This window comes from Lysinibacillus sp. NPDC093190 (assembly GCF_050280425.1).
GTDB lineage: Bacteria > Bacillota > Bacilli > Bacillales_A > Planococcaceae > Lysinibacillus.
The window spans coordinates 1-18697 of record NZ_JBNNVG010000041.1 but is presented as its reverse complement, the minus strand read 5'-3'; the positions used below and the strand labels follow the sequence as shown (position 1 = coordinate 18697).

16 protein-coding genes and 1 pseudogene are annotated in these 18697 nt (G+C 34.9%); 8 read left to right on the top strand and 9 right to left on the bottom strand.

Annotation, left to right across the window (positions count from 1 at the left end; translation table 11 throughout):
* Nucleotides 1–131: 131 nt before the first annotated feature.
* Nucleotides 132–1340 (bottom strand): MFS transporter, encoded by a 1209-nt coding sequence (locus ACQKOF_RS22610; RefSeq protein WP_427562051.1) that lies wholly within the window; start codon nt 1338–1340, stop codon nt 132–134.
* Between the two features lie 616 nt (nt 1341–1956).
* Here ACQKOF_RS22610 and ACQKOF_RS22605 point away from each other — a divergent pair.
* Complete coding sequence (locus ACQKOF_RS22605) at nt 1957–2301, top strand: hypothetical protein (RefSeq protein ID WP_427562048.1); 345 nt, start codon at nt 1957–1959, stop codon at nt 2299–2301.
* Between the two features lie 152 nt (nt 2302–2453).
* Here the strand turns inward: ACQKOF_RS22605 and ACQKOF_RS22600 are convergent, their stop codons facing one another.
* Nucleotides 2454–3230 (bottom strand): alpha/beta fold hydrolase, encoded by a 777-nt coding sequence (locus tag ACQKOF_RS22600; RefSeq protein WP_427562045.1) that lies wholly within the window; start codon nt 3228–3230, stop codon nt 2454–2456.
* Between the two features lie 779 nt (nt 3231–4009).
* Here ACQKOF_RS22600 and ACQKOF_RS22595 point away from each other — a divergent pair.
* Nucleotides 4010–4168 carry a hypothetical protein gene (locus ACQKOF_RS22595; RefSeq protein WP_427562042.1) on the top strand — a complete coding sequence of 53 codons (159 nt, stop codon included), beginning with the start codon at nt 4010–4012 and terminating at the stop codon, nt 4166–4168.
* 33 nt (nt 4169–4201) lie between these two features.
* Here the strand turns inward: ACQKOF_RS22595 and ACQKOF_RS22590 are convergent, their stop codons facing one another.
* The gene (locus ACQKOF_RS22590) at nt 4202–4387 is read right to left on the bottom strand and encodes a hypothetical protein (protein WP_427562039.1); all 186 of its coding nucleotides are present in this window, start codon (nt 4385–4387) and stop codon (nt 4202–4204) included.
* 2834 nt (nt 4388–7221) lie between these two features.
* Here ACQKOF_RS22590 and ACQKOF_RS22585 point away from each other — a divergent pair.
* From ACQKOF_RS22585 to ACQKOF_RS22575, 3 genes are all read left to right on the top strand, one after another.
* On the top strand, nt 7222–7638 hold the full coding sequence (locus ACQKOF_RS22585; RefSeq protein WP_427562036.1) for a DUF4183 domain-containing protein: 417 nt from the start codon (nt 7222–7224) through the stop codon (nt 7636–7638).
* 46 nt (nt 7639–7684) lie between these two features.
* A complete protein-coding gene (locus ACQKOF_RS22580) occupies nt 7685–8005 on the top strand; it encodes a DUF4183 domain-containing protein (RefSeq protein ID WP_427562033.1) in 321 nt (106 codons plus the stop codon).
* A gap of 1569 nt (nt 8006–9574) precedes the next feature.
* A complete protein-coding gene (locus ACQKOF_RS22575; RefSeq protein ID WP_427562030.1) occupies nt 9575–11002 on the top strand; it encodes a serine hydrolase domain-containing protein in 1428 nt (475 codons plus the stop codon).
* A gap of 326 nt (nt 11003–11328) precedes the next feature.
* Here the strand turns inward: ACQKOF_RS22575 and ACQKOF_RS22570 are convergent, their stop codons facing one another.
* Nucleotides 11329–11655, bottom strand: a complete 327-nt coding sequence (locus ACQKOF_RS22570) for a hypothetical protein (protein WP_427562027.1) — start codon at nt 11653–11655, stop codon at nt 11329–11331.
* Nucleotides 11656–11691: 36 nt separating this feature from the next.
* The gene (locus tag ACQKOF_RS22565; RefSeq protein ID WP_427562024.1) at nt 11692–12198 is read right to left on the bottom strand and encodes a hypothetical protein; all 507 of its coding nucleotides are present in this window, start codon (nt 12196–12198) and stop codon (nt 11692–11694) included.
* 168 nt (nt 12199–12366) lie between these two features.
* Here ACQKOF_RS22565 and ACQKOF_RS22560 point away from each other — a divergent pair, with 168 nt between their 5' ends.
* Together ACQKOF_RS22560 and ACQKOF_RS22555 are read left to right on the top strand one after the other, a co-directional pair.
* Nucleotides 12367–12684: a methyl-accepting chemotaxis protein gene (locus ACQKOF_RS22560; RefSeq protein ID WP_427562098.1), complete on the top strand. Its 318-nt coding sequence runs from the start codon at nt 12367–12369 to the stop codon at nt 12682–12684.
* Between the two features lie 17 nt (nt 12685–12701).
* Nucleotides 12702–13244, top strand: coding sequence for a GNAT family N-acetyltransferase (locus ACQKOF_RS22555; protein ID WP_427562021.1), 543 nt, complete (start codon nt 12702–12704; stop codon nt 13242–13244).
* 44 nt (nt 13245–13288) lie between these two features.
* Here the strand turns inward: ACQKOF_RS22555 and ACQKOF_RS22550 are convergent, their stop codons facing one another.
* Both ACQKOF_RS22550 and ACQKOF_RS22545 read right to left on the bottom strand, forming a co-directional pair.
* A complete protein-coding gene (locus ACQKOF_RS22550) occupies nt 13289–14851 on the bottom strand; it encodes an SPFH domain-containing protein (protein WP_427562018.1) in 1563 nt (520 codons plus the stop codon).
* Nucleotides 14852–14866: 15 nt separating this feature from the next.
* Nucleotides 14867–15397 (bottom strand): NfeD family protein, encoded by a 531-nt coding sequence (locus ACQKOF_RS22545; RefSeq protein ID WP_337991033.1) that lies wholly within the window; start codon nt 15395–15397, stop codon nt 14867–14869.
* 174 nt (nt 15398–15571) lie between these two features.
* Between ACQKOF_RS22545 and ACQKOF_RS22540 the strand changes: the two genes are divergently transcribed.
* Nucleotides 15572–15952, top strand: a complete 381-nt coding sequence (locus tag ACQKOF_RS22540; protein ID WP_427562015.1) for a hypothetical protein — start codon at nt 15572–15574, stop codon at nt 15950–15952.
* A 938-nt stretch (nt 15953–16890) separates the two neighbouring features.
* On the opposite strand, the gene ACQKOF_RS22535 is transcribed toward ACQKOF_RS22540, so the two are convergent.
* Both ACQKOF_RS22535 and ACQKOF_RS22530 read right to left on the bottom strand, forming a co-directional pair.
* Complete coding sequence (locus ACQKOF_RS22535) at nt 16891–17754, bottom strand: DUF3800 domain-containing protein (protein WP_427562011.1); 864 nt, start codon at nt 17752–17754, stop codon at nt 16891–16893.
* Between the two features lie 582 nt (nt 17755–18336).
* Nucleotides 18337–18498: pseudogene (locus tag ACQKOF_RS22530) on the bottom strand (terminase small subunit); the annotation flags it as partial.
* Nucleotides 18499–18697: the final 199 nt, after the last annotated feature.

The window sequence follows — 18697 nt, the reverse complement described above, 5'->3', positions numbered from 1 at the left end:
CTTGATCACCAGTCTACTCATTATACTATCAGATAGTTTACGACAAATCATTTTTATAATAATTAATGAAGAAGGCTATATTTATGGATGCGGACGAGAAAGTAAATAAGCTAAGCAAAAAAATACTATTTCTAGTACCTTGCTGGAATGCGTTGTTGTTTAGCAATAATCCCCTTTAACAAAAAGGATAATAAGCATGCAGCGACTAAAAATACAGCAATCATTACAATAACGCCTCCCCAGCCGTAATGCATCCAGAACACCCCTCCTACTGTTCCTCCAACACTTGAACCAAAATAATAAAAAAATAAATAGAGAGAAGAGGCTTGTGCTTTATCATGAGTTGCCCGTTTACTTACCCAGCCGCTGGCAATCGAGTGTGCTGCAAAAAAGCCAAATGTAAAGATTGTAATCCCCAAAATTTTCAAACTAAGTAGCCCATTTAATGTTAAAATCGCCCCTGCAAGCATGATCACAATAGACAATAACAACATCTTTTGACGTCCATATTGATCAGCAAGACTACCGAACCAAGCAGAGCTAAATGTTCCTACTAAGTAAATTACAAAAATCCAACCAACAATCGTAGCACTTAAATTATAAGGTGGCTCCATTAATTTAAAGCCAATGTAGTTATATAGAGTCACAAAGCTTCCCATCAATACAAAGCCAATGCCAAACAGACAAAGCATAGATGGGTCCTTTAAATGCTGAAAAAGAGATGCCGTCAATGATTTTATCTGCAATGGACGTGCTGTAAAATGTTTGGAGTTTGGTAGCATCCAGATAAATAACACACTAATCACAAGACTGATGACACCTAGTACAATCATCCCCACCTGCCAATTGTAAAGATCCGTTAATGTCCCTATAATAACTCGGCCACTAAGCCCGCCTACCGAATTACCACTTATGTATAAACCCATCGCAATACCTAAACTAGAGGGCTCCATTTCCTCTCCTAAATAAGCCATCGCAATTGCTGGCAATCCTGCAAAAACAACACCCTGTATTACACGTAACACTAATATCATTTCAAAATTAGGAGAAAAAGCGAGTGCAAGTGTAATAATAGATGCCGCAAAAATAGAAATCGTCATCAAAGATTTCCTACCCCATGCCTCTGATAATGATCCCACAATAATCATACTGATGGATAACGCAAAGGTTGTCACAGAGAGCGTTAAACTCGCAACTGCAGGTGATACATGAAACTCCTTCGCAAATGTTGGTAATAATGGCTGTGATACATATAAATTGGCGAAGGTGATAAAGCCCGCTAAAAATAAAGCCCAGTTTGCTTTATGAAACGCCTTTGTCCCCTTTTGAATGTAATCCATTTCTCTCTCTCCTTAACGTACTTCCAATGCTACTATTATTCTAATACAATAATCTTCAAAACTCACGATTGTTTGTCAAAAAATAGACAAATTTGCCACGTTTGAATCATTGCCATAACGTGTTGTTGATTTCCGTTCCGACTGGGCGCTTTCCCGGGAGCGTCCGATGAGCCGCTTTTGTTGTTGCTGTCGCTACGCTTTCGCACAGATTAAACATTTGCTGCCGCTACGTCAGCAGCACAATGTTGGTCACTCAGTCGTTGCCACAGGACGTGGCGTTTTAAACTGAGTTCCTCTATTTCAGTAGGTGTTAGGACACCCACTGAAAGGGAACCATATCCACATTCATTTCATCATCTTCAGAGGAAGGAGTCTTCTACTGAATGAAGATATATGGCATACATTTTAACAAATGTCATGAGCCCACTATTTTTAGTGTTGAGTGCCTTATTTTATTTGATAATCTTCCCGTGATTGCAATTACATATCTTCAAATAAATTTCTATTTTGAGTTAGCAATTATTGTGTTACAGTGAAAGTAATCATCTAGCAATCATTGGCAATATTAGCTCCGATGACTAAACTATTTTCGTTGCACAGACTTGGAGGAATTTTCATGAAAATTATTGAAGCTTTAGCCCTATCAGCACCCTATATTCATCTTGCATTAAAGGAAGAAGCAATCGTGGCTGTCGTTGAGAAGGAAAGTGAAACAGTTGTAAAATATTTAGCTGGCAAACGTGTAGATTCAGGCTATCTAGATCGACAAAAAGTAAATGCTAATGACCAAAATGTTTTCATTGCCTTTAATGGAAAAAATGCTGATGTCGTTATACCAAAGGATGTATACGGAGTTGCCAGCAATGCTTTTTCATTTCCAATCCGTGAAAATGGTAAAGTCGTAGGTGCTCTAGCATTTGGACTACCAAACGCCAACAAAAGAATCTTTTTAAATACATAATACAAATGTTATATTCATAACTTTTCTTTCATTGAAAACCTCCAAAAAGGGTTAGCAATAACTCCTAAGCCTTTAAACGATTAACACGCTCTGCAATTTGCCGGAGTAGATAATCCAATCTGAGAAGCTAACCATTACCCATTGTTATTTTCTCAATTTTTGTATTGATTCTGGATAAACTCAACAATTTTTCCGTTTAATTTATCTGCTGCCTTCGTCGGAATTTGGTGCTTTTCTTTTTCTAAAAACACTAATTTATTATTAGGCAACTTTTCATGTAGTAAACGGGCATATTCATGAAATGCTTTGTCTTTTGTACCAAAAACAAGTAAAACAGGTGATTTAATCTTATGAAGTCGACTTGTACAATTATAGTGTAGACTATAATTGTAATACTGCTGGATATTCCGTATGTCTCCATAGGATGCATCTTTATAAAGTTTCTTAAATACTTGTCGTGTCTTAGAATTCCCCCATGAAATAGCAAGTGTAAGAAAAGATATGGCTTTTTTATTTGCTAGTCTAACTGCTAAAGAAATTCTTTGCTTTAAATAAAGATCTTTCACTTCAGACATTCCACTAATTACGATACCACCTAATACCCTGCTGGGATGAGTCAATAGAAATTCTAATAAAATCGAACCACCAGTTGAATATCCACAAATAAATACTTTCTCAACACCTAAATAATCCAGTAAATTAACAATATCATTAACAATGAGTGAGTAGGTGATTGCTTGTTTGGAATAAACACTTTTACCATGTCCTCTAATATCAAAGGTGATCACTTTATATCTTTTAGATAAATATTCTAATTGATAAAGAAAATTTGTGCTTGTCAGTAATGGAGGGTGAATGAAGATAATTGGCGTGCCCTCACCCTTTACTTGATAATATATGCTGCCACATTCTACATCTAACATGGGCACTTCTAATCACCTCGAATTTAAAACTTCTAATGAATCTACACTTCTTTGTATTATTCTTAAAAACGCAAAATCTAAATTAATGGTTATCGTGTACTCCCTTAAACTATTAGTAAAAAATTGATTGCAACTACGAAATATTCGAAACTACAGTGTAAATACTTTATTACGTATTGCCAATCGCTATGAAGTCGAACTTTCCAGACTCCCTCAAATCCATAGCAATTGATAAACCTATAGACCAAACAATATTCGATCAGATCTATAATCGAACATTTTATCCTTACTATTTTGATGAATTCCTTGTAAATTATTGTCTACATTTTGTAAAGGTTGTTTTATCTGTTGCGACGATTTATTTGTTTACAGTTGTGATTGGTTCATTTGTTGTTGAGCGTTCTGTAGATTTAATTTGTTCGAAATATTTTTTGTGAACTGTTGAAGAGTACCATTTTGCAATCCTCTAGCTACACCTAAAATAACGGCTCCAATCACATCTCACTAATAATAGCCTCTCCTTTCTTATGCTAAATATTTAAACACGTTTAGTATTGGAAAATGGGCTAATACTATACTGAATATTTTTAGGGTTATTATTGTGTATTTCGATGCTCTTCAAAAGTTGTCCTCTACTATACAATTGAGGAAATTAAAACAACTTTTGAAGAAATAATTATTACAAATAAACACCCCAGTACAGATAGCAAAAAGATAACTAATTACATTTATCTGTATATTAATAATACATTCACCAAAATGATAATACTAAAGGAGGTTATACAATGAAGAAAATAATTTATATAGAAGTATTGTCTACATTAATACTAACTGCATGTAGTGAGGATGAAGCTGCATCTAAAGAAGAAGCTCCAGCTAGCGAGCAATTGGGTTGGGTCGGACTACACTGTGGCACAATACATAACTCGCAAAGAAACGTGTAAAGAAGAACCACTTTTACTCTACTAATTCCATTGCTAATAGATTTTCCTGTACATCACACAATAATCCATTATGCTATTTTTCTTATATTTATTGTCTGAAACACAAGCTTCCCGTCCCCCTTTGATTTCTACATTTTTTAATTTAAGTAATTCATTATCCGTACAGTTTCTAATCTTATTCTTCCTTTTTTTGAATATACCATTAATTTTGTACTTCATTGGTTCTGCCCCCCTTCAAACTCACCTGGATAGGTTCTTCCAACTAATTAATTTTTTAAAACTATCCTAAGCAAAGCTCTCACTTTTTATTTATATATTAAATCATACTGATCTTCGTATCCTGTCATTTTATGCTATCTTTGATCTAGTGACTGGACTGTCTCCTAGCAAGTATTAAAGACAACTTGAATGACATTAAAATGTTTCGTACATGTTGGGCGCAAAAAAGCCAATTACCGATTAAGGATCGGCAACTGGTTTATGGATTAGATTGGTTTCATCAGTTGATGCATTAGAATAATCAAGTATGGCGATCCAAGCTACCCTTTTTACTTAACCTTTGTAATCCACATCCACATTTTTTGACATTTCTTCATTTAGAAGTTGATTAGAATTATAGAACTTTTTAACATGTTAACTTAACCAAGTAAAATTATTTATCAACTAAGTGCACCAAATTATTGATATGCTCTATTAATTTAGGTTAAACATTTACACAATCTTCAATAGTTTTATGATAAAAATCAACAACACCAGCAGAAGCATTATGAGGAACACTAACTCACTCTTTACAAATGAAATATCTTTTGTTGTTCCATCTTAACGTTGAATCTGACCAGGTGAAGAAGATTTTTCGCCTTGTATAAGTCGGATTTCTTATTTCTATGATTCTTTACAACAACAAAATCATTTTTTATCTGATTCATAAGTTTAAATGTAGAGTATTTAGTAGTTCCTTATCTTTTAAAAATTTAAAGCACTTCCCAAAAGAAACAGCTTCTTTGACAGGATAAGTCATATTTCTCTTCCTATTACTCCTTAGTAGTCTCTTACCTGAAACTCAACGTCTTACCATTGAATAATCAATATCTAATTCTTTTTTGCTACGTTTTATAACTCAACCCTCTTTTGATTAGAATTTATATTTAATCAAAAAGGTAAGAGCCTTACTACAATTTATACGTAGCAAAGCTCTTTACATCGATTAATAATATATCCAATGAAAAATAAAGTTGTTATATTTATTATTCAACATGCACACCCGTTAGCTGAATATTTTTTTCATTTCCAAAGGCTATGAACTGTACAAACTTAGTTATCAAATCATATAAATAGTAATATTAAGCTAAACTAATTTAACTTGGCGTCTTCCCTATGAACAGCAATAATTTAATAGTTCTTCATACACTTTTCCATCTTCAATTCACTTAAAAGTAAAAGGAGAGGATCACACAGTTATAAATCTCAATTTATTGTCATTTCTACTGTCTCTATGCTGGCTAACATTATTCTTTATCACAATTAACTCTACTAAATTTACAATGTTTTTTGTATCATACTTTCACTTCCATCCCTTGATTTTTTTACTTGTAGCAACAATAATAACTTTTATCCTTGCCAACTTTGCATTGAAGAATGTAAAAAATATAACTACTCTTGTTAGAGGCATTGTTACTATATTTTTTTCTTTAATCCTATTGGTTATAATTTGTTTCACATTGTTAATAAGGAGCTTTTTAAATTAAAAATCCGATGGCCCGTCAAGGTTTAATTTGATTTTCTAGGTCATCCACTATACAAAACCTGCTATTACAGCATATATATAATAGTGTTAAGCAAATTCGCTTAGCAACTCCTTCTTTTCACTCTTTTTATCATATTAGCCATTTCCCCCTAAGGAGATGGCTCTATTTTATCCATATACTTGTAATGTTTTTAATACTAGTACATACACTTATTTCGAGATGGCAACCTGTTGCATTGCATCGCCCCAAGTTGTTATTGCACAACGCTATCCCTCCATAACATACATAATTAGCCTTCTGCATTTTCCCAATCCGTAGGGTGTGATGATGCTGCAGCTTTTTTAATGTATAGGTAACCTTAATTTGCACAAATTAATATTGAGTGTTTCGCACGCACTTATTAGGTTAAGGTTGTGGCGTTGGTTGACCGTCACATCCTCCCCTCATTTGTTACTTAGAGGCTGGGACAGAGCTCGATTATTTTGAAAAATAGCAAAAATAGATAATAACTTTTTCGCTTCGATGAGTAGAGTGTTCCTTCCTAAATCAAAAAAATGTTAGACCGAAATACATTCGGTCTAACATTTTTTCTTTTTGTCCCAGCCTCTTTAAAGTTTCTTTTATTAAGCGCCATATTGTATGATGTATTTAACAAATATTAGGAATCAATATGATTGATTCTACAGTATTTTTAACTATTTCTTAAAAAGGTGGTTTTTAATTGAAAACAATAGCTGGAACTATCTCTTTGTCTGTTTCTTTTACTTTATTCATTTATTTATTTGGACTAAAAATGGAACATTCAATTAAATATGATTCTGGTTTCTTCTTTTCCCCCCAGTATTACACTGGGTTTTTTTTGTTTCCTTTTTAACTTCAAAATTATTGTCGAAACCTTCTCCTGCAACTCAAAAAAGGTTCTTTTATGCATATCTTAGGTGTACCGAACGCCTACAAAAGAATCTTTTTAAATACATCAAACAATGCTATATTTATAACTTTTCTTTACTTGAAAACCTCCAAAAATGCTTAGCCACCAGAACAATATACTCAAATTGTTCAGTACTATCTCCCTTGTACTTCTTCAAGATTCTATTTTCATAGCTTTCCTTTGATTTTAGGTATTTAAAAAATCCCATCTTTTCATTAAAAATATTATTTATTTCTCTTTAATAGACATATTACCAATCACCTTCCAACATTAATTCATAGAATATTAGTGAATGAACAGTTTTCTCAATTAATAAGTAACAAACGCCTATAACTTACGGGGTTACTAACATATTACGGAATGGAGGTGACAAAAAAATGGACCCACAAAAATTGATTAGTGACAGTTGTTGTGAAAATAACCGAGTTCTTTGGCCCCGTATAAAAGCTGTCGACATATGTTCTATTCAACCTCCTCCAGTGGTTATCCCTGGCGGAACAATTATTCCAACGATAAATAGATATTTCTATATTGTTACAGAAGATATTGATCTAACAAATGGAGCAACCCTTCCAGCTAATTTATTTACAGATGATAATGGCGATCCAGTAACCGAATTTACACTTTTTAATCCTAACGGCTACGTCAATCTTTACATTAATGCTGTAATGCAAGAGGGCGGCGCATATAAGGTAACTCCAGATTCATTAACCCTTAACCCATTTAATGCAACGATTTTCGCTGGAACTCCAATCATTATAGAATCATTGGGATTCACAACGAGCGCGGCGTAAAAATCTACTTAAAATATACTCTTTCCCCTTGAAAGGAGGTGAAAAAATGGCACTTTCAATTATTAATATTCATGTAAACGTCACTGGGACTTCGACAAGATTTTTTGATGTCTTAGCAGCAGATTTAGCGGTTACTAATGGTACTACTATCCCTGTCGCTAACTTTGTAGACGATACAGGAGCTGCTGCGGCTGCTTTTCCAGCCGCAACGAACGGCTACTATAATTTCTATATCAACGGTGTATTGCAGGAAGGTGGATCGTATACAATCTCTGCAACAGAGTTAACTTTTAACGGTGTTACTGGTACAATTTCTGCTGGAACTCCATTAGTAGTAGAAGCTGTAGATTTAGTTACACAAACTTAATGATTAATTTTTTATAATCGCAAGTTGTAAATGTCTAGCCTTTCTTCTACCTTTTGTACAAGGGTCACTTTCATTTCAAGTGACCCTTTATTTTTAATTACCTATCAAAAACTTCGATTTGAGTTAGTTTATACTTTTAACCTATCTGACCTTTTTTATGTCAATATCCCACTTAAGGTAGAAGTACTGAGATATCATTCACTTTGTTTTTATAAAGTACAACGCCTAATAGGATCTTTAATTAATACATAAAATGAAAGTAACCTGTTATTCCTTGAGGACCTGTAAACTCCCTATGGACTTATTTACGCCTAACGCTCCTTAAGGATAATTATTTATGAGGCTGGGACAAAAAGAAAAAATGTTAGTCCGATTGTATTTCGGTCTAACATTTTTTTGATTTAGGAAGGAACACTCTACTCATCGAAGCGAAAAAGTTATTATCTATTTTCGCTATTTTTCAAAATAATCGAGTTCTGTCCCAGCCTCCCTTTTTATTTACATTCCCTCAAATGTTTTGTATTTTTCTAATTCTTTAACTTGCCTTTTAGCCATCTCTTCTTAAGGAGACTGCTTTTTTCTTCATTTACACACATTTTTATAGTTGTTATTGTTTTCAACTTAATTTACATAAATTGATTAGGGAATAGCAACCTGTTGCATTGCATCGCCCCCTCGTTGTTATTGTACAACGCTATCCCTCTTTTACATTTCCAAGCCGTAGGGTGTGATGATTTACGGCTTCTTTTAATGTATAAGTAAAATTAATTTGCACAAAATAATTTTGAGTGTATCGCACGCACTTATTTTGTCTTGCTTTTACCTGGGCAATTTTATTATGGTGTGGGGATAGCAAAGCAGCCAATCTCGTTGTTTTCCTTTAAAAATGGAATAATAGGGCATTGGGGACAATCTGGCGCTTTTGCCTTTTACTATCCACAAAAAGATTTGTATATCACGGGAACAGTCAATCAAATTACATGTCATAGCGTAGCGGGTCGTTTAATTTCAAAAATTATAAAACATTTTTAGTAAATCAAAAAGAGAGCTTTTTTCTACTGCTTTGCACCCTACTGAACAAAATTTTTCAATTTAGAATACATTTGTTAATATGAAAACATAGGCTGAGAGAGCATGTATCAATTACAGCTTCCCACTTTTGTCTCACTAAAAAGATTCTTTTGATTACTTCTTTCGGACTGCCAAACGCTAACAAAAGAATCTTTTTAAATACATAAAATCAATGCTATATTCATAACATTTCTGTATAATGATAATAAAGTTATTGAATTTTGATTATTAAAAGCTAAGAGCCTTACTACATTCTACGTAGCAAGGCTCTTTAAAGTTGTTTCAAATTACATCCATCTGTTTATATAATACTTAAAAAATGAATAATAAAGTTGTTTACTTCTTATTGAACTAACGCATCTGCTCATTTAAGTGTAACTCTTCACAATTACTTGATATTATATAGGTGAATAGAAAGATAAATTAAAATTTAGTTTAGTAGTTGTAAAAGTAGGTTATTTATATTATTCTCTTTTAATTTTTCAAAAAGGAGAGTTTATGAAAAAGATTATTGTTTTTGTATTAACGATATTTATATTATTCTCAGGATTCGCAACACAAAGTTATGCGTTGTCAGATTCGAAATCTGCCGCAATACAAGCGTTGCTAGATGATGCCTGTCGTATATCAGGTGTGCCGGGAATGTCAATCTCAATACTTGCTGATGATGAAGTGTTCTACTTTTCTTCAGGTTATGCAGACCGTGAAAAGGGGTTGTCTGCAAGTGAAAATACACTCTATGAGTTAGCCTCGGTCAGTAAAGCTTTTACCGGTATGGGTATTATGCTGTTGGAAGAGCAAGGGCTGCTCTCAATGACTGACCCTGTCCAAAAATATTTACCTTGGTTTACGTTAAAGTATCAAGGGAAACCTGTTGATATGCAAAGCCTTACACTAAATAACTTTCTTCACCATACTAGTGGTCTAACAAATATTAGGCATACTCAAAATATTCCACAAGGCAATACACCGGATATGTTGCAAAAGACTGTGGAAATGCTCGTGGATGCTGAATTGGCGTTCCCTCCCGGTGAACAGTATAACTATGGAACCGTTAATTATGACGTATTGGGTTTGGTTATTGAGATTGTGTCGCGACAAAGCTATGAAGACTTTATGAGGGAACAGGTATTTCAGCCGTTAGGTCTTCACCAGACGTATGTTTATAAAGAAGATGCTCAAGCCACTGGACAGTTGGCACAGGGCTACCGTTCTTCCTTTTTTATGACAACTCCATTTAAAGTTCCGGATTATGCTGGGAATAAACCCGCAGGCTACATCATTTCTAATACAAAAGATATGGCGCGTTGGATGGGCATACAGATGGGTATCGTGCAGGACATACCCGAAATATTTCACACGGTTATCGAAAAATCACATAGGGGTGATATGTCTGTTTCGGCTGTCAACGATATGTATTATGCGGCAGGCTGGTCGGTAAACGCCGACCAAACGATTATAGAACACACTGGGGGCAATCCAAATTTCAGAACCGAAGTAGCCATACTGCTAAATGAACGAACAGCCGTCTGCTTGCTGAGCAACGGCGCAAATACCAATATAAACCTGGTACTAAAAGTTAAAGATATATTAGACGGCAATCTAACTCAGTCATATGAAATAAGCGGCACACAGCTTCTGGATATTATTTTGTCGTCTATCACAATTATTCTTTGCCTATTGGCCGTTTTGCTATTTCTCTTAGGATTACGCAGAAGGAAAACTAATGAGCGGCAGCCGATGACAAAAAAGAGAATAATCGTAACAGTTATTTTCCTGATCGCTACGATTGCCCTGGGTATACTGTGCTGTGCTTTCGATTGGTCAACGATACTTATTTGGCAAACATATAGTGTTCTTACAGCTTTGATTTCGTCAGCATTATTAACAGCAAGCATTACATGGTTTGCATACACTCACCGATAAAATACCTCGCTCCCAAGATAAGCATAATGTTAAGTAATTAAATTTCAATTTATCGGTATGCTTAATTTGAAAAACATAAGACACTTCGGTGTCTTTTTTAATATCATCGACAATTTTCCCAGTCAAACCTAATTACTATTGCTTCCACTAACCTGCTCCGTTCGTGGAATAAGGATTTTTAAACAACTATATTATTTTTTAAATGACTTTATTAAAAATTAAACAACTTTATTATTTCTGCACATTTTCTTTCATTGAAAACCTAAAAAGGCTTAGGAATATCTCCTAAGCCTTTTTAGGTTTTCAACTTCATTCACTTATATGTCTTAAAAGTAGTTTGTTGGGATTTCTATAATGGAACTGTCTTTTGGTTTAAAAGCAGTTTTGAACGATGTCACCCAACCCTCAAATACGTTAACAGGAACCTTATTTTCAACTGCTTGCCTCGCTGTAATTACCTTCATTGGGAAGTGGACTTTTCTCAGTAGAACTTTCTCCTTCTGAGCAAACACTTCTGAAAGATAATCCATTGCAGTTACAACCTTCTCGTATAAAGCTAGTTTATTTTCTTTGTCACTCTTAAAGCCACTAGCATATTTAGAGATAATAGTTGATGATACGTTTCTATAGTCAAATGCCGGATCTTGCATCATCATTCCTTGAATAATAGCTGTGATGTGTCCTTCTGTTTATAATTGCGTTTCGGAGAATGCAGCTTTTTCATGAATTAAACGGTGGTTCCCTAGCTCATTAAAACGAGCAGACCATTCAACACCCATTAACGCTTTTGCCTTTTGTTGAACTGTTAAAGGGCATCCATCATTCAAGCGATAATATAGCTCCTCAATCTCTTCTTCCGTAGTAGTCTTCATATCTACTGTGTAAGTTAAGATTGAACGAGATACAATCATTTGCTGTACTTCTTCGTCTAATTCAGAGTAATATTTCCCCGCTATTTCATAAGTTTCTCCTTCAATAATAAGTCCATCATGTTCTTCACTTAGCGGAAATAAATCCTCTAATACTCCCTTATTGTAGAAAAACGCTGAACCTTTCTCCATACTGTTCATTAAAACGCCCGAAGAAAAGGTTATAGTTTGTACAAAATATTTCTCTGAAAAAGTGAGTTCTCCGCCATTTTCCATTTTGTTTTTAAGACGCTCAATCTCTTTTTTTATATCTTCTACTTTATTCAATCTAAACACCTTCCTAATTTACTAATTCTCATTTAGAATAGCTAAGATACGTCTTTTTTTATCTAACGGCACTTTACACCCCCATGACGGGAACCAATCTTTAATTTGCTTAATATTTGACTGTAACTCTATTTCATCTAGGTATTCATTTTTCGCTAAGTAAAAAACATTTCTCGCCAAACAAATTTACTCGGCTTAAATGCATCTATTGAGGCGGCTCGTGCGGGTCAGCATGGAGCTGGCTTTAACATTGTAGCGCAGGAAGTTAGAAAGCTCTCTTTTGAAACATCAAGCGCCACTGAAAACATTGAAGCATCCCTACGAAATATAAATAGAAACCTTGATAACCTTAAGCAAAATATGGGGCAAATCAATGACGCAACGAACGAACAGGCTCAGCTCGTTCAAGATTTTAGTGAAATTATTGAGGAGTTAACAGTTCTTAGTCGTGAGATGAAGGGCTTTATGCATGATGCCTTAAAATAATAAAGAGGTGAAAAGTATTGCAAATTACAATTAATCCGGAATTATCCTTACGTACTATCGAATTAGAAGATGCTAATGCCGTTTTTGCCTTAACAGATGCCTCACGAGCATATTTACGTGAATGGTTGCCGTGGCTGGATTTTACAAAAGAAGTAGCCGATACAACGGCCTATATAGAAGGTTGTATAAAAGGACACGAAGCTAAAAGCAGCCTCTCTCTTGTCACCATTTTTCGAAATGAAATAGTAGGCATTGCTGGCTTTAATACGATAAATCATAGCAATAAAATTGCTGTTATAGGCTATTGGCTCAGTGAAGGAGCTCAAGGGCATGGTATTATGACAAAGACCGTACAGGCATTATTACAATATGCTTTTGAAGATTTACAGCTCAATAAGGTCGAAATTCGTGCTGCTGTGGGCAACGAAAAAAGCCGTGCCATCCCTGAGCGACTAGGCTTTACAAAAGAAGGAACGATCCGTGCAGCAGAATGGCTGTATGATCATTATGTTGACCATGTTGCTTACGGTATGCTCGCTAGTGAGTGGAAGGAAAAATAGAAGCAAAAATAGCCACCCGATATCATATCAGGCGGCTATTTTTATTATTGTTCCACTGTTTCTTTTATCTCGTCTTGCATTTCATTAGCTGTAGCTGGTACTTGCTTTCCTAAGCCTACTGCTATTTGCTCTAGCTCAGGACGCAATGTATGCTTACCTGCATAGCTTTCAATTAGTTCCTTCACGTCAATCCCTGAAGTCTCCTTCAATGATTCCTGTAATGTTGACATTAAATTCGTTGCGTAGGCCGTTACTTTATTGGCACCGCCACTTCCTTCTCCACCGCCAGTATCAACAACAGTAATCTTATCGATATTGCCAAGTGGACTCGCAAGTTCTTTCGCATATTCTGGCATCATACGTACAATCATATCGAGGACAGCTGCTTGCCCATAGTATTCGAAGGCTTCCGCAATTTTACGTTTTGCCTCGGCTTCTGCTAGACCACGAAGACGAATAATATCCGCATCTGTTTCCCCTTTTGCACGCTCAGCATCCGCTTTCGCAAGACCGTCCAAACGAATTTTCTCTGCTTCCGCTTGTGCTAATGATTCGATACGGTATTTCTCCGCATCTGCCTGCGCTAGTTCACGCATTTTGGCTGCCGCTGCATTTTGCTCGACAGCGTAACGATCAGCATCAGCCTTTTTCTTAACTTCTGAATCGTATTGCTTCTCACGACGTAAAATCTCTTTTTCTTCTAATTCAATTTGCTTTTGACGTTCGATAATGCGAATTTGCATTTCCTGTTCAGTTACTTCCTGCTTTGCACGTGCCGTTTCTAGCTCATACGCTTGGTCTGCACGAGCTTTTGCAATATCCTGCTCTCGACGGAATTCTGCTACCTTTAATTGATTTTCTTTTTCTGCTTCTGCAATTTCTGTCGCACGTTCAAGTTCTGCCTTTTGAGCTTCTTTCGATGCTTCAGCACGCTTAATACGTGTTTCCTTATCAGCATCTGCAGTAGCAATATCTGCATCACGTTTAACCTGTGCAATACGTGGCTTACCAAGTGATTCTAAGTAGCCATTTTTATCGCGTACATCTTTAATCGTAAAGGATACGATTGTCAGACCCATCTTCGCCAAGTCCTGAGATGCAACACGTTGTACTTCCTGAGAGAATTTATCACGGTTTTTATAAATTTCCTCAACCGTCATTGAACCTAAGATTGAACGTAAATGACCTTCTAACACTTCACGCGCCTCATTTTCACGCTCATCCTTTTGCTTTCCTAAAAATTGCTCCGCTGCCGTTGCAATTTCTGAAATGGAACCACCAATTTTAATGATAGCTGTTCCATCGGCCATAACGGGTACACCTTGTTCCGTATACACTTCAGGCGTTGTCACATCAAGCTTACTAGATAATAAGCTTAATGGATGTGCCTGCTGAAAAATTGGAAATACAAATGTACCGCCACCACGGATAATTTTTATACGATTTCCTGACTCATCTTTATGTACATTTTTTGAGCCAAGATAGCTACCTGTCACAATCAGTGCTTCATCAGGACCCGCTGTACGATACTTTGTCACATACAGTGCAACTAGTGCGATTAAAACAAAGGCTACAATCCCTATAACAATTAAAATCTCCATCGACATATAAATATCGCTCCTTTATAAAAATTTCTTATCATAAGATCTCACAAACAGTGTTCCTTCCTTCACTTCTACAACAAGTACCGTCGTATCATAATCGATAGCCTCATTATCAAAACCTGTTGCTCGCTTCGAAATCATACCGCTAGTCGTTTCAATAACTACCTCTCCAAAACCGTTTGTCGGAATTGGGACAATGACCTTTCCTAGCTGGCCACCAAGAGATTCTTCTGTATAAGCTAACGAAACATCGGCCGATCGTAGCGGAACAAGAACAAATAAATAAAATAGTGCACTTAAAATAGCTCCGATGATACAAGCAGCAACAATGTTCCAAACGCTGGGGAAGAAGGCTAATTTTTCTAAAATAAATCCTGTTGCTGACATCAATGTAATGAAAGATAGAATGACACTTGGATTAAAAATCGGTAGCCCCTCTCCAATGCCCTCGACAGCATCACTAAAAAACGTAAATAAAAGAGTTGCAAGGCCCCCAAATATTAATCCCACTAAAAAGATTTGCTCGAGTGAATAGCCAAATAGCGTCAAGTTGTTCACCCCTTTTCATTGTATTACCTACTATACGGATGTTGTCTCGAAAAGGTTTCGTAATTTTTCACATTTTCTAAATTTTCTAAGGCTGGCTTTTGAAATAATAAAACTCTTAAAGTATTATTAGCCATGTTACAATAAAGGGAATAATGGCAACTAAGGAGATATTGCATGAGGCTTTCAACGATTTTAAATTTTTGTATTCTTGTATTTTTCACCTTACTATTCGTCAATGATTTCTTTCCACACACTACAACAGCTGAGGTACTGTCTAAAAAAATCATCCTTCTTATACTAATAGCTCTTGTAATCGTACAAATCACGATGGACAAGGGTAGATATAAAAAGCTTTCAAAAAAAGCCTATGTTGGCTTAACAGTATATACAGTCGGTCTTTGGATTGTACTAACATTACTTGGTGGCGAATCACAAATAGGTCTATCCTTTAAAAGTCCTATTTTTTATATTATCGTGCTGTTGCTTGCACTTGATTTACTGCGTGTTTATCGTCAATCAAAGAGAGGACAGTCTGAGGGAGAAACAAAGCAGTAGTAAGTAACAATAATTTGCAAGAACACTAAAAAACAGGTCAATCACAATAGCGTGGGGTTGATTTCCGTTCCGACTGGGCGCTTTCCTGGGGGCGTCCAATGAGCCGCTTCGCTTACGCTCCAATCAACCTATATAAATAGCTTACTTTTTAACAAATGGCATCTCCAACTTTCGGTGATGATTCAAAAAACAAAAAGCATGTCACCGATTGGGCTTTACTTGTAAAGCTCCAATCGGCGGACATGCTTTTCTTAGGATTCTAGTACATTTAATGTGGAATGAATGCATGCAATATCTAAAAACACCAATAAACACTGATATATCGATACTTTGTGATTTTCGTGTATTTTTAAACTACGCATAATAAAGCATAAAATCGAATTGTTTTGGGGCTAAATGGGGCAAAATTGAGGCTAATAAAAATACGGCGAGCGTGTGTACAGGAATGGGTGAGGAAATCTTTATCATTCTTGTTTTTAGTGTAAGCATTCATTCTGGTTAATACATCATATAAATATTCTTCTTTTTATAAACTGAAGTACTTTACAAGCCCCTTCTTCCAGCACTCCATTTAAAGCGAAGTTATTTCCTTTAATTCAAACTCATCACGATCCAAGTGTTTTGGTTCTTTCTCTTTTGTTTTAGTAGCCATGTTTTCTCCCCCTATACAGAACATTTATTTGTACACATTTTAGAACTAATGTTCTATTTTTGACAATAAAAAAAGACCAAGATCTAAAATATTTGAGTGTTCTTGGTCTTTTATTTATTTTTGCACATATTATTGATTAAGTTGTATTAATTAATAATGCAATAAACTCCTATGTTTTTTTGCAAATTTGCAACATATATGTTGACTAAATTTAGTTAAGTAGTCTACAATGTAATTAATTAGAAGGGCTTGGTCATTTCGAAGGCTTACGTTTTACGTGAGCTACTCACGTAGGAATGGCGGGGCCCGTTTTTTTATGCTTTGATATATATTGTTTGTTCTCAGTTTTATTACCAGGAGCAAATTTCCAATGTCTGTATGGATGTTTCCATAAATTCTCAATATCATCTTGCTTTCCAGTTGATTCCCCTATGTTGAAATTAGGATATATTTCTCTTATATGAGCGTTTATATGTTTGTATAACTTTTCTTTTGCTATTGTTCGTTTTCCGCGATTTCTTTGACCTTCTGGTTTTGCTTTATGTTTTTCATTTAACCTAAATTCCATAGAACCTAAAATAAGATCTAAACACTGAAGGATAATGTGGTGATGCGATACGGCCTCTGCTATGTCATCTTTACTATGGATGAATAAATTTGCATCTTTAAAGAAATCTTGATATTGCAAATTAAAAATATAATCTTTAAATTTTTGATTCTTTTCTTTAGTATCAGGTAATTGATCAAAGAATGGATAAATAGAAATTGGTTCTCCTGTTGTATTCGAGTATTTCAATCCAAATGCATGTTTAAAAAATTGATAGTACAATAAAAAGTATTCATTATCCCTTTGCTCTTTTGTTAAACCGACTGGAATAAAGGCATTATGTGTAAACATAATTCTAATTTTAATTTTATCTTGTTTTATGAGATCGAAGACCGCATCTACTAAAGACTTATATTTCTCTAAATAATTTGCAGTTACCTTTTGCCACTTTACTTCACCATTTATATTCAATTCAGAAATTTTATTTTCCAGAACTGTTTTTACTTCTTGTAAATGAATAGATCTTACTAATGCGCCACCATAAAAATTACTGTAGTATTCTCCGTTCTTAACTGATTCGTCACAATAAATAATATACTGCATACTTTATCACCCTCATTCGACTTTTTGCGCAACAATTAGATAATATTCGTTACTTTATTAATATATTCATTTCGTGCTATTTTATATACATACTTTAAAATTCATTAAAGTTATTAATAGACTAATAGCTAATTATTCATATTATACCCATCTATTGGGTAAATGACCAAAAAAGTAATGAAAAACTTTTTAATCTTTAAATAATTTTTATAAATTTTAATTCATCTTTGAAAAATGCTAATTTTTAAGCCATCATAATTCTAATTTGTTATAGTAACTTTAGCTAAATAGACTGAATGATAAATAGACAAAATAAGCCCAGACAAACAATTAATTGAGTGCCTGGGCTTAGTAATTTTATTACTAAAATATAATAGTGCCATTACTTTTTAATTCAAATATTATCATAATGTACGTTTAACAACTGAAATCAATAATCCAAAAGCTTCACCATCAGTCATTGAACATACTTTCTCGCTATGTTCCACCTTTAAAATTCCTTTTTGATATGTCGTTTTAATAATGCTTTTAAATCCTCTTTAGCTGTTGATGTTAGCACTACTGGCACATTTCCTACTGCTATCACAGATAACATGACCAACACTTTTTCTGGCTTGCTATTCGTTTTGATTGAATGTCTTTTATGCGATTTTCTATATAGGAGGCAATGTTAGTATTTTTTAGTAATTTGTCTGTATTAGTTGCTGCATACTTTTTGCTATATCCAGCCTCAATAGCTGCTTGAGTTGCATTACCTAACTAGATATACAAGTCTGCGAATGCTTGTTGTTTAAGATTAAATTTACGTTCAATCAATGGCATCACCCCATTATGCTAGTTGCTTCTTAAAATCAGAACCACCAGTCTAACTGGTGGTTTGCTCTACGCGTGAAACGCTGGGGTACTGGCCCATGTCTAAAGACACACTGAAAGGTCCGCCAAC

What these genes read in the sequence shown, in the direction of transcription:
- ACQKOF_RS22580 (WP_427562033.1), top strand. Translation starts at nt 7,685, where the DNA reads ATGGCACTTTCAATTATTAATATTCATGTAAACGTCACTGGGACTTCG.
- ACQKOF_RS22585 (WP_427562036.1), top strand. Translation starts at nt 7,222, where the DNA reads ATGGACCCACAAAAATTGATTAGTGACAGTTGTTGTGAAAATAACCGA.
- ACQKOF_RS22575 (WP_427562030.1), top strand. Translation starts at nt 9,575, where the DNA reads ATGAAAAAGATTATTGTTTTTGTATTAACGATATTTATATTATTCTCA.
- ACQKOF_RS22570 (WP_427562027.1), bottom strand. Translation starts at nt 11,655, where the DNA reads ATGATGCAAGATCCGGCATTTGACTATAGAAACGTATCATCAACTATT.
- ACQKOF_RS22550 (WP_427562018.1), bottom strand. Translation starts at nt 14,851, where the DNA reads ATGTCGATGGAGATTTTAATTGTTATAGGGATTGTAGCCTTTGTTTTA.
- ACQKOF_RS22590 (WP_427562039.1), bottom strand. Translation starts at nt 4,387, where the DNA reads ATGAAGTACAAAATTAATGGTATATTCAAAAAAAGGAAGAATAAGATT.
- ACQKOF_RS22605 (WP_427562048.1), top strand. Translation starts at nt 1,957, where the DNA reads ATGAAAATTATTGAAGCTTTAGCCCTATCAGCACCCTATATTCATCTT.
- ACQKOF_RS22535 (WP_427562011.1), bottom strand. Translation starts at nt 17,754, where the DNA reads ATGCAGTATATTATTTATTGTGACGAATCAGTTAAGAACGGAGAATAC.
- ACQKOF_RS22610 (WP_427562051.1), bottom strand. Translation starts at nt 1,340, where the DNA reads ATGGATTACATTCAAAAGGGGACAAAGGCGTTTCATAAAGCAAACTGG.
- ACQKOF_RS22540 (WP_427562015.1), top strand. Translation starts at nt 15,572, where the DNA reads ATGAGGCTTTCAACGATTTTAAATTTTTGTATTCTTGTATTTTTCACC.
- ACQKOF_RS22595 (WP_427562042.1), top strand. Translation starts at nt 4,010, where the DNA reads ATGAAGAAAATAATTTATATAGAAGTATTGTCTACATTAATACTAACT.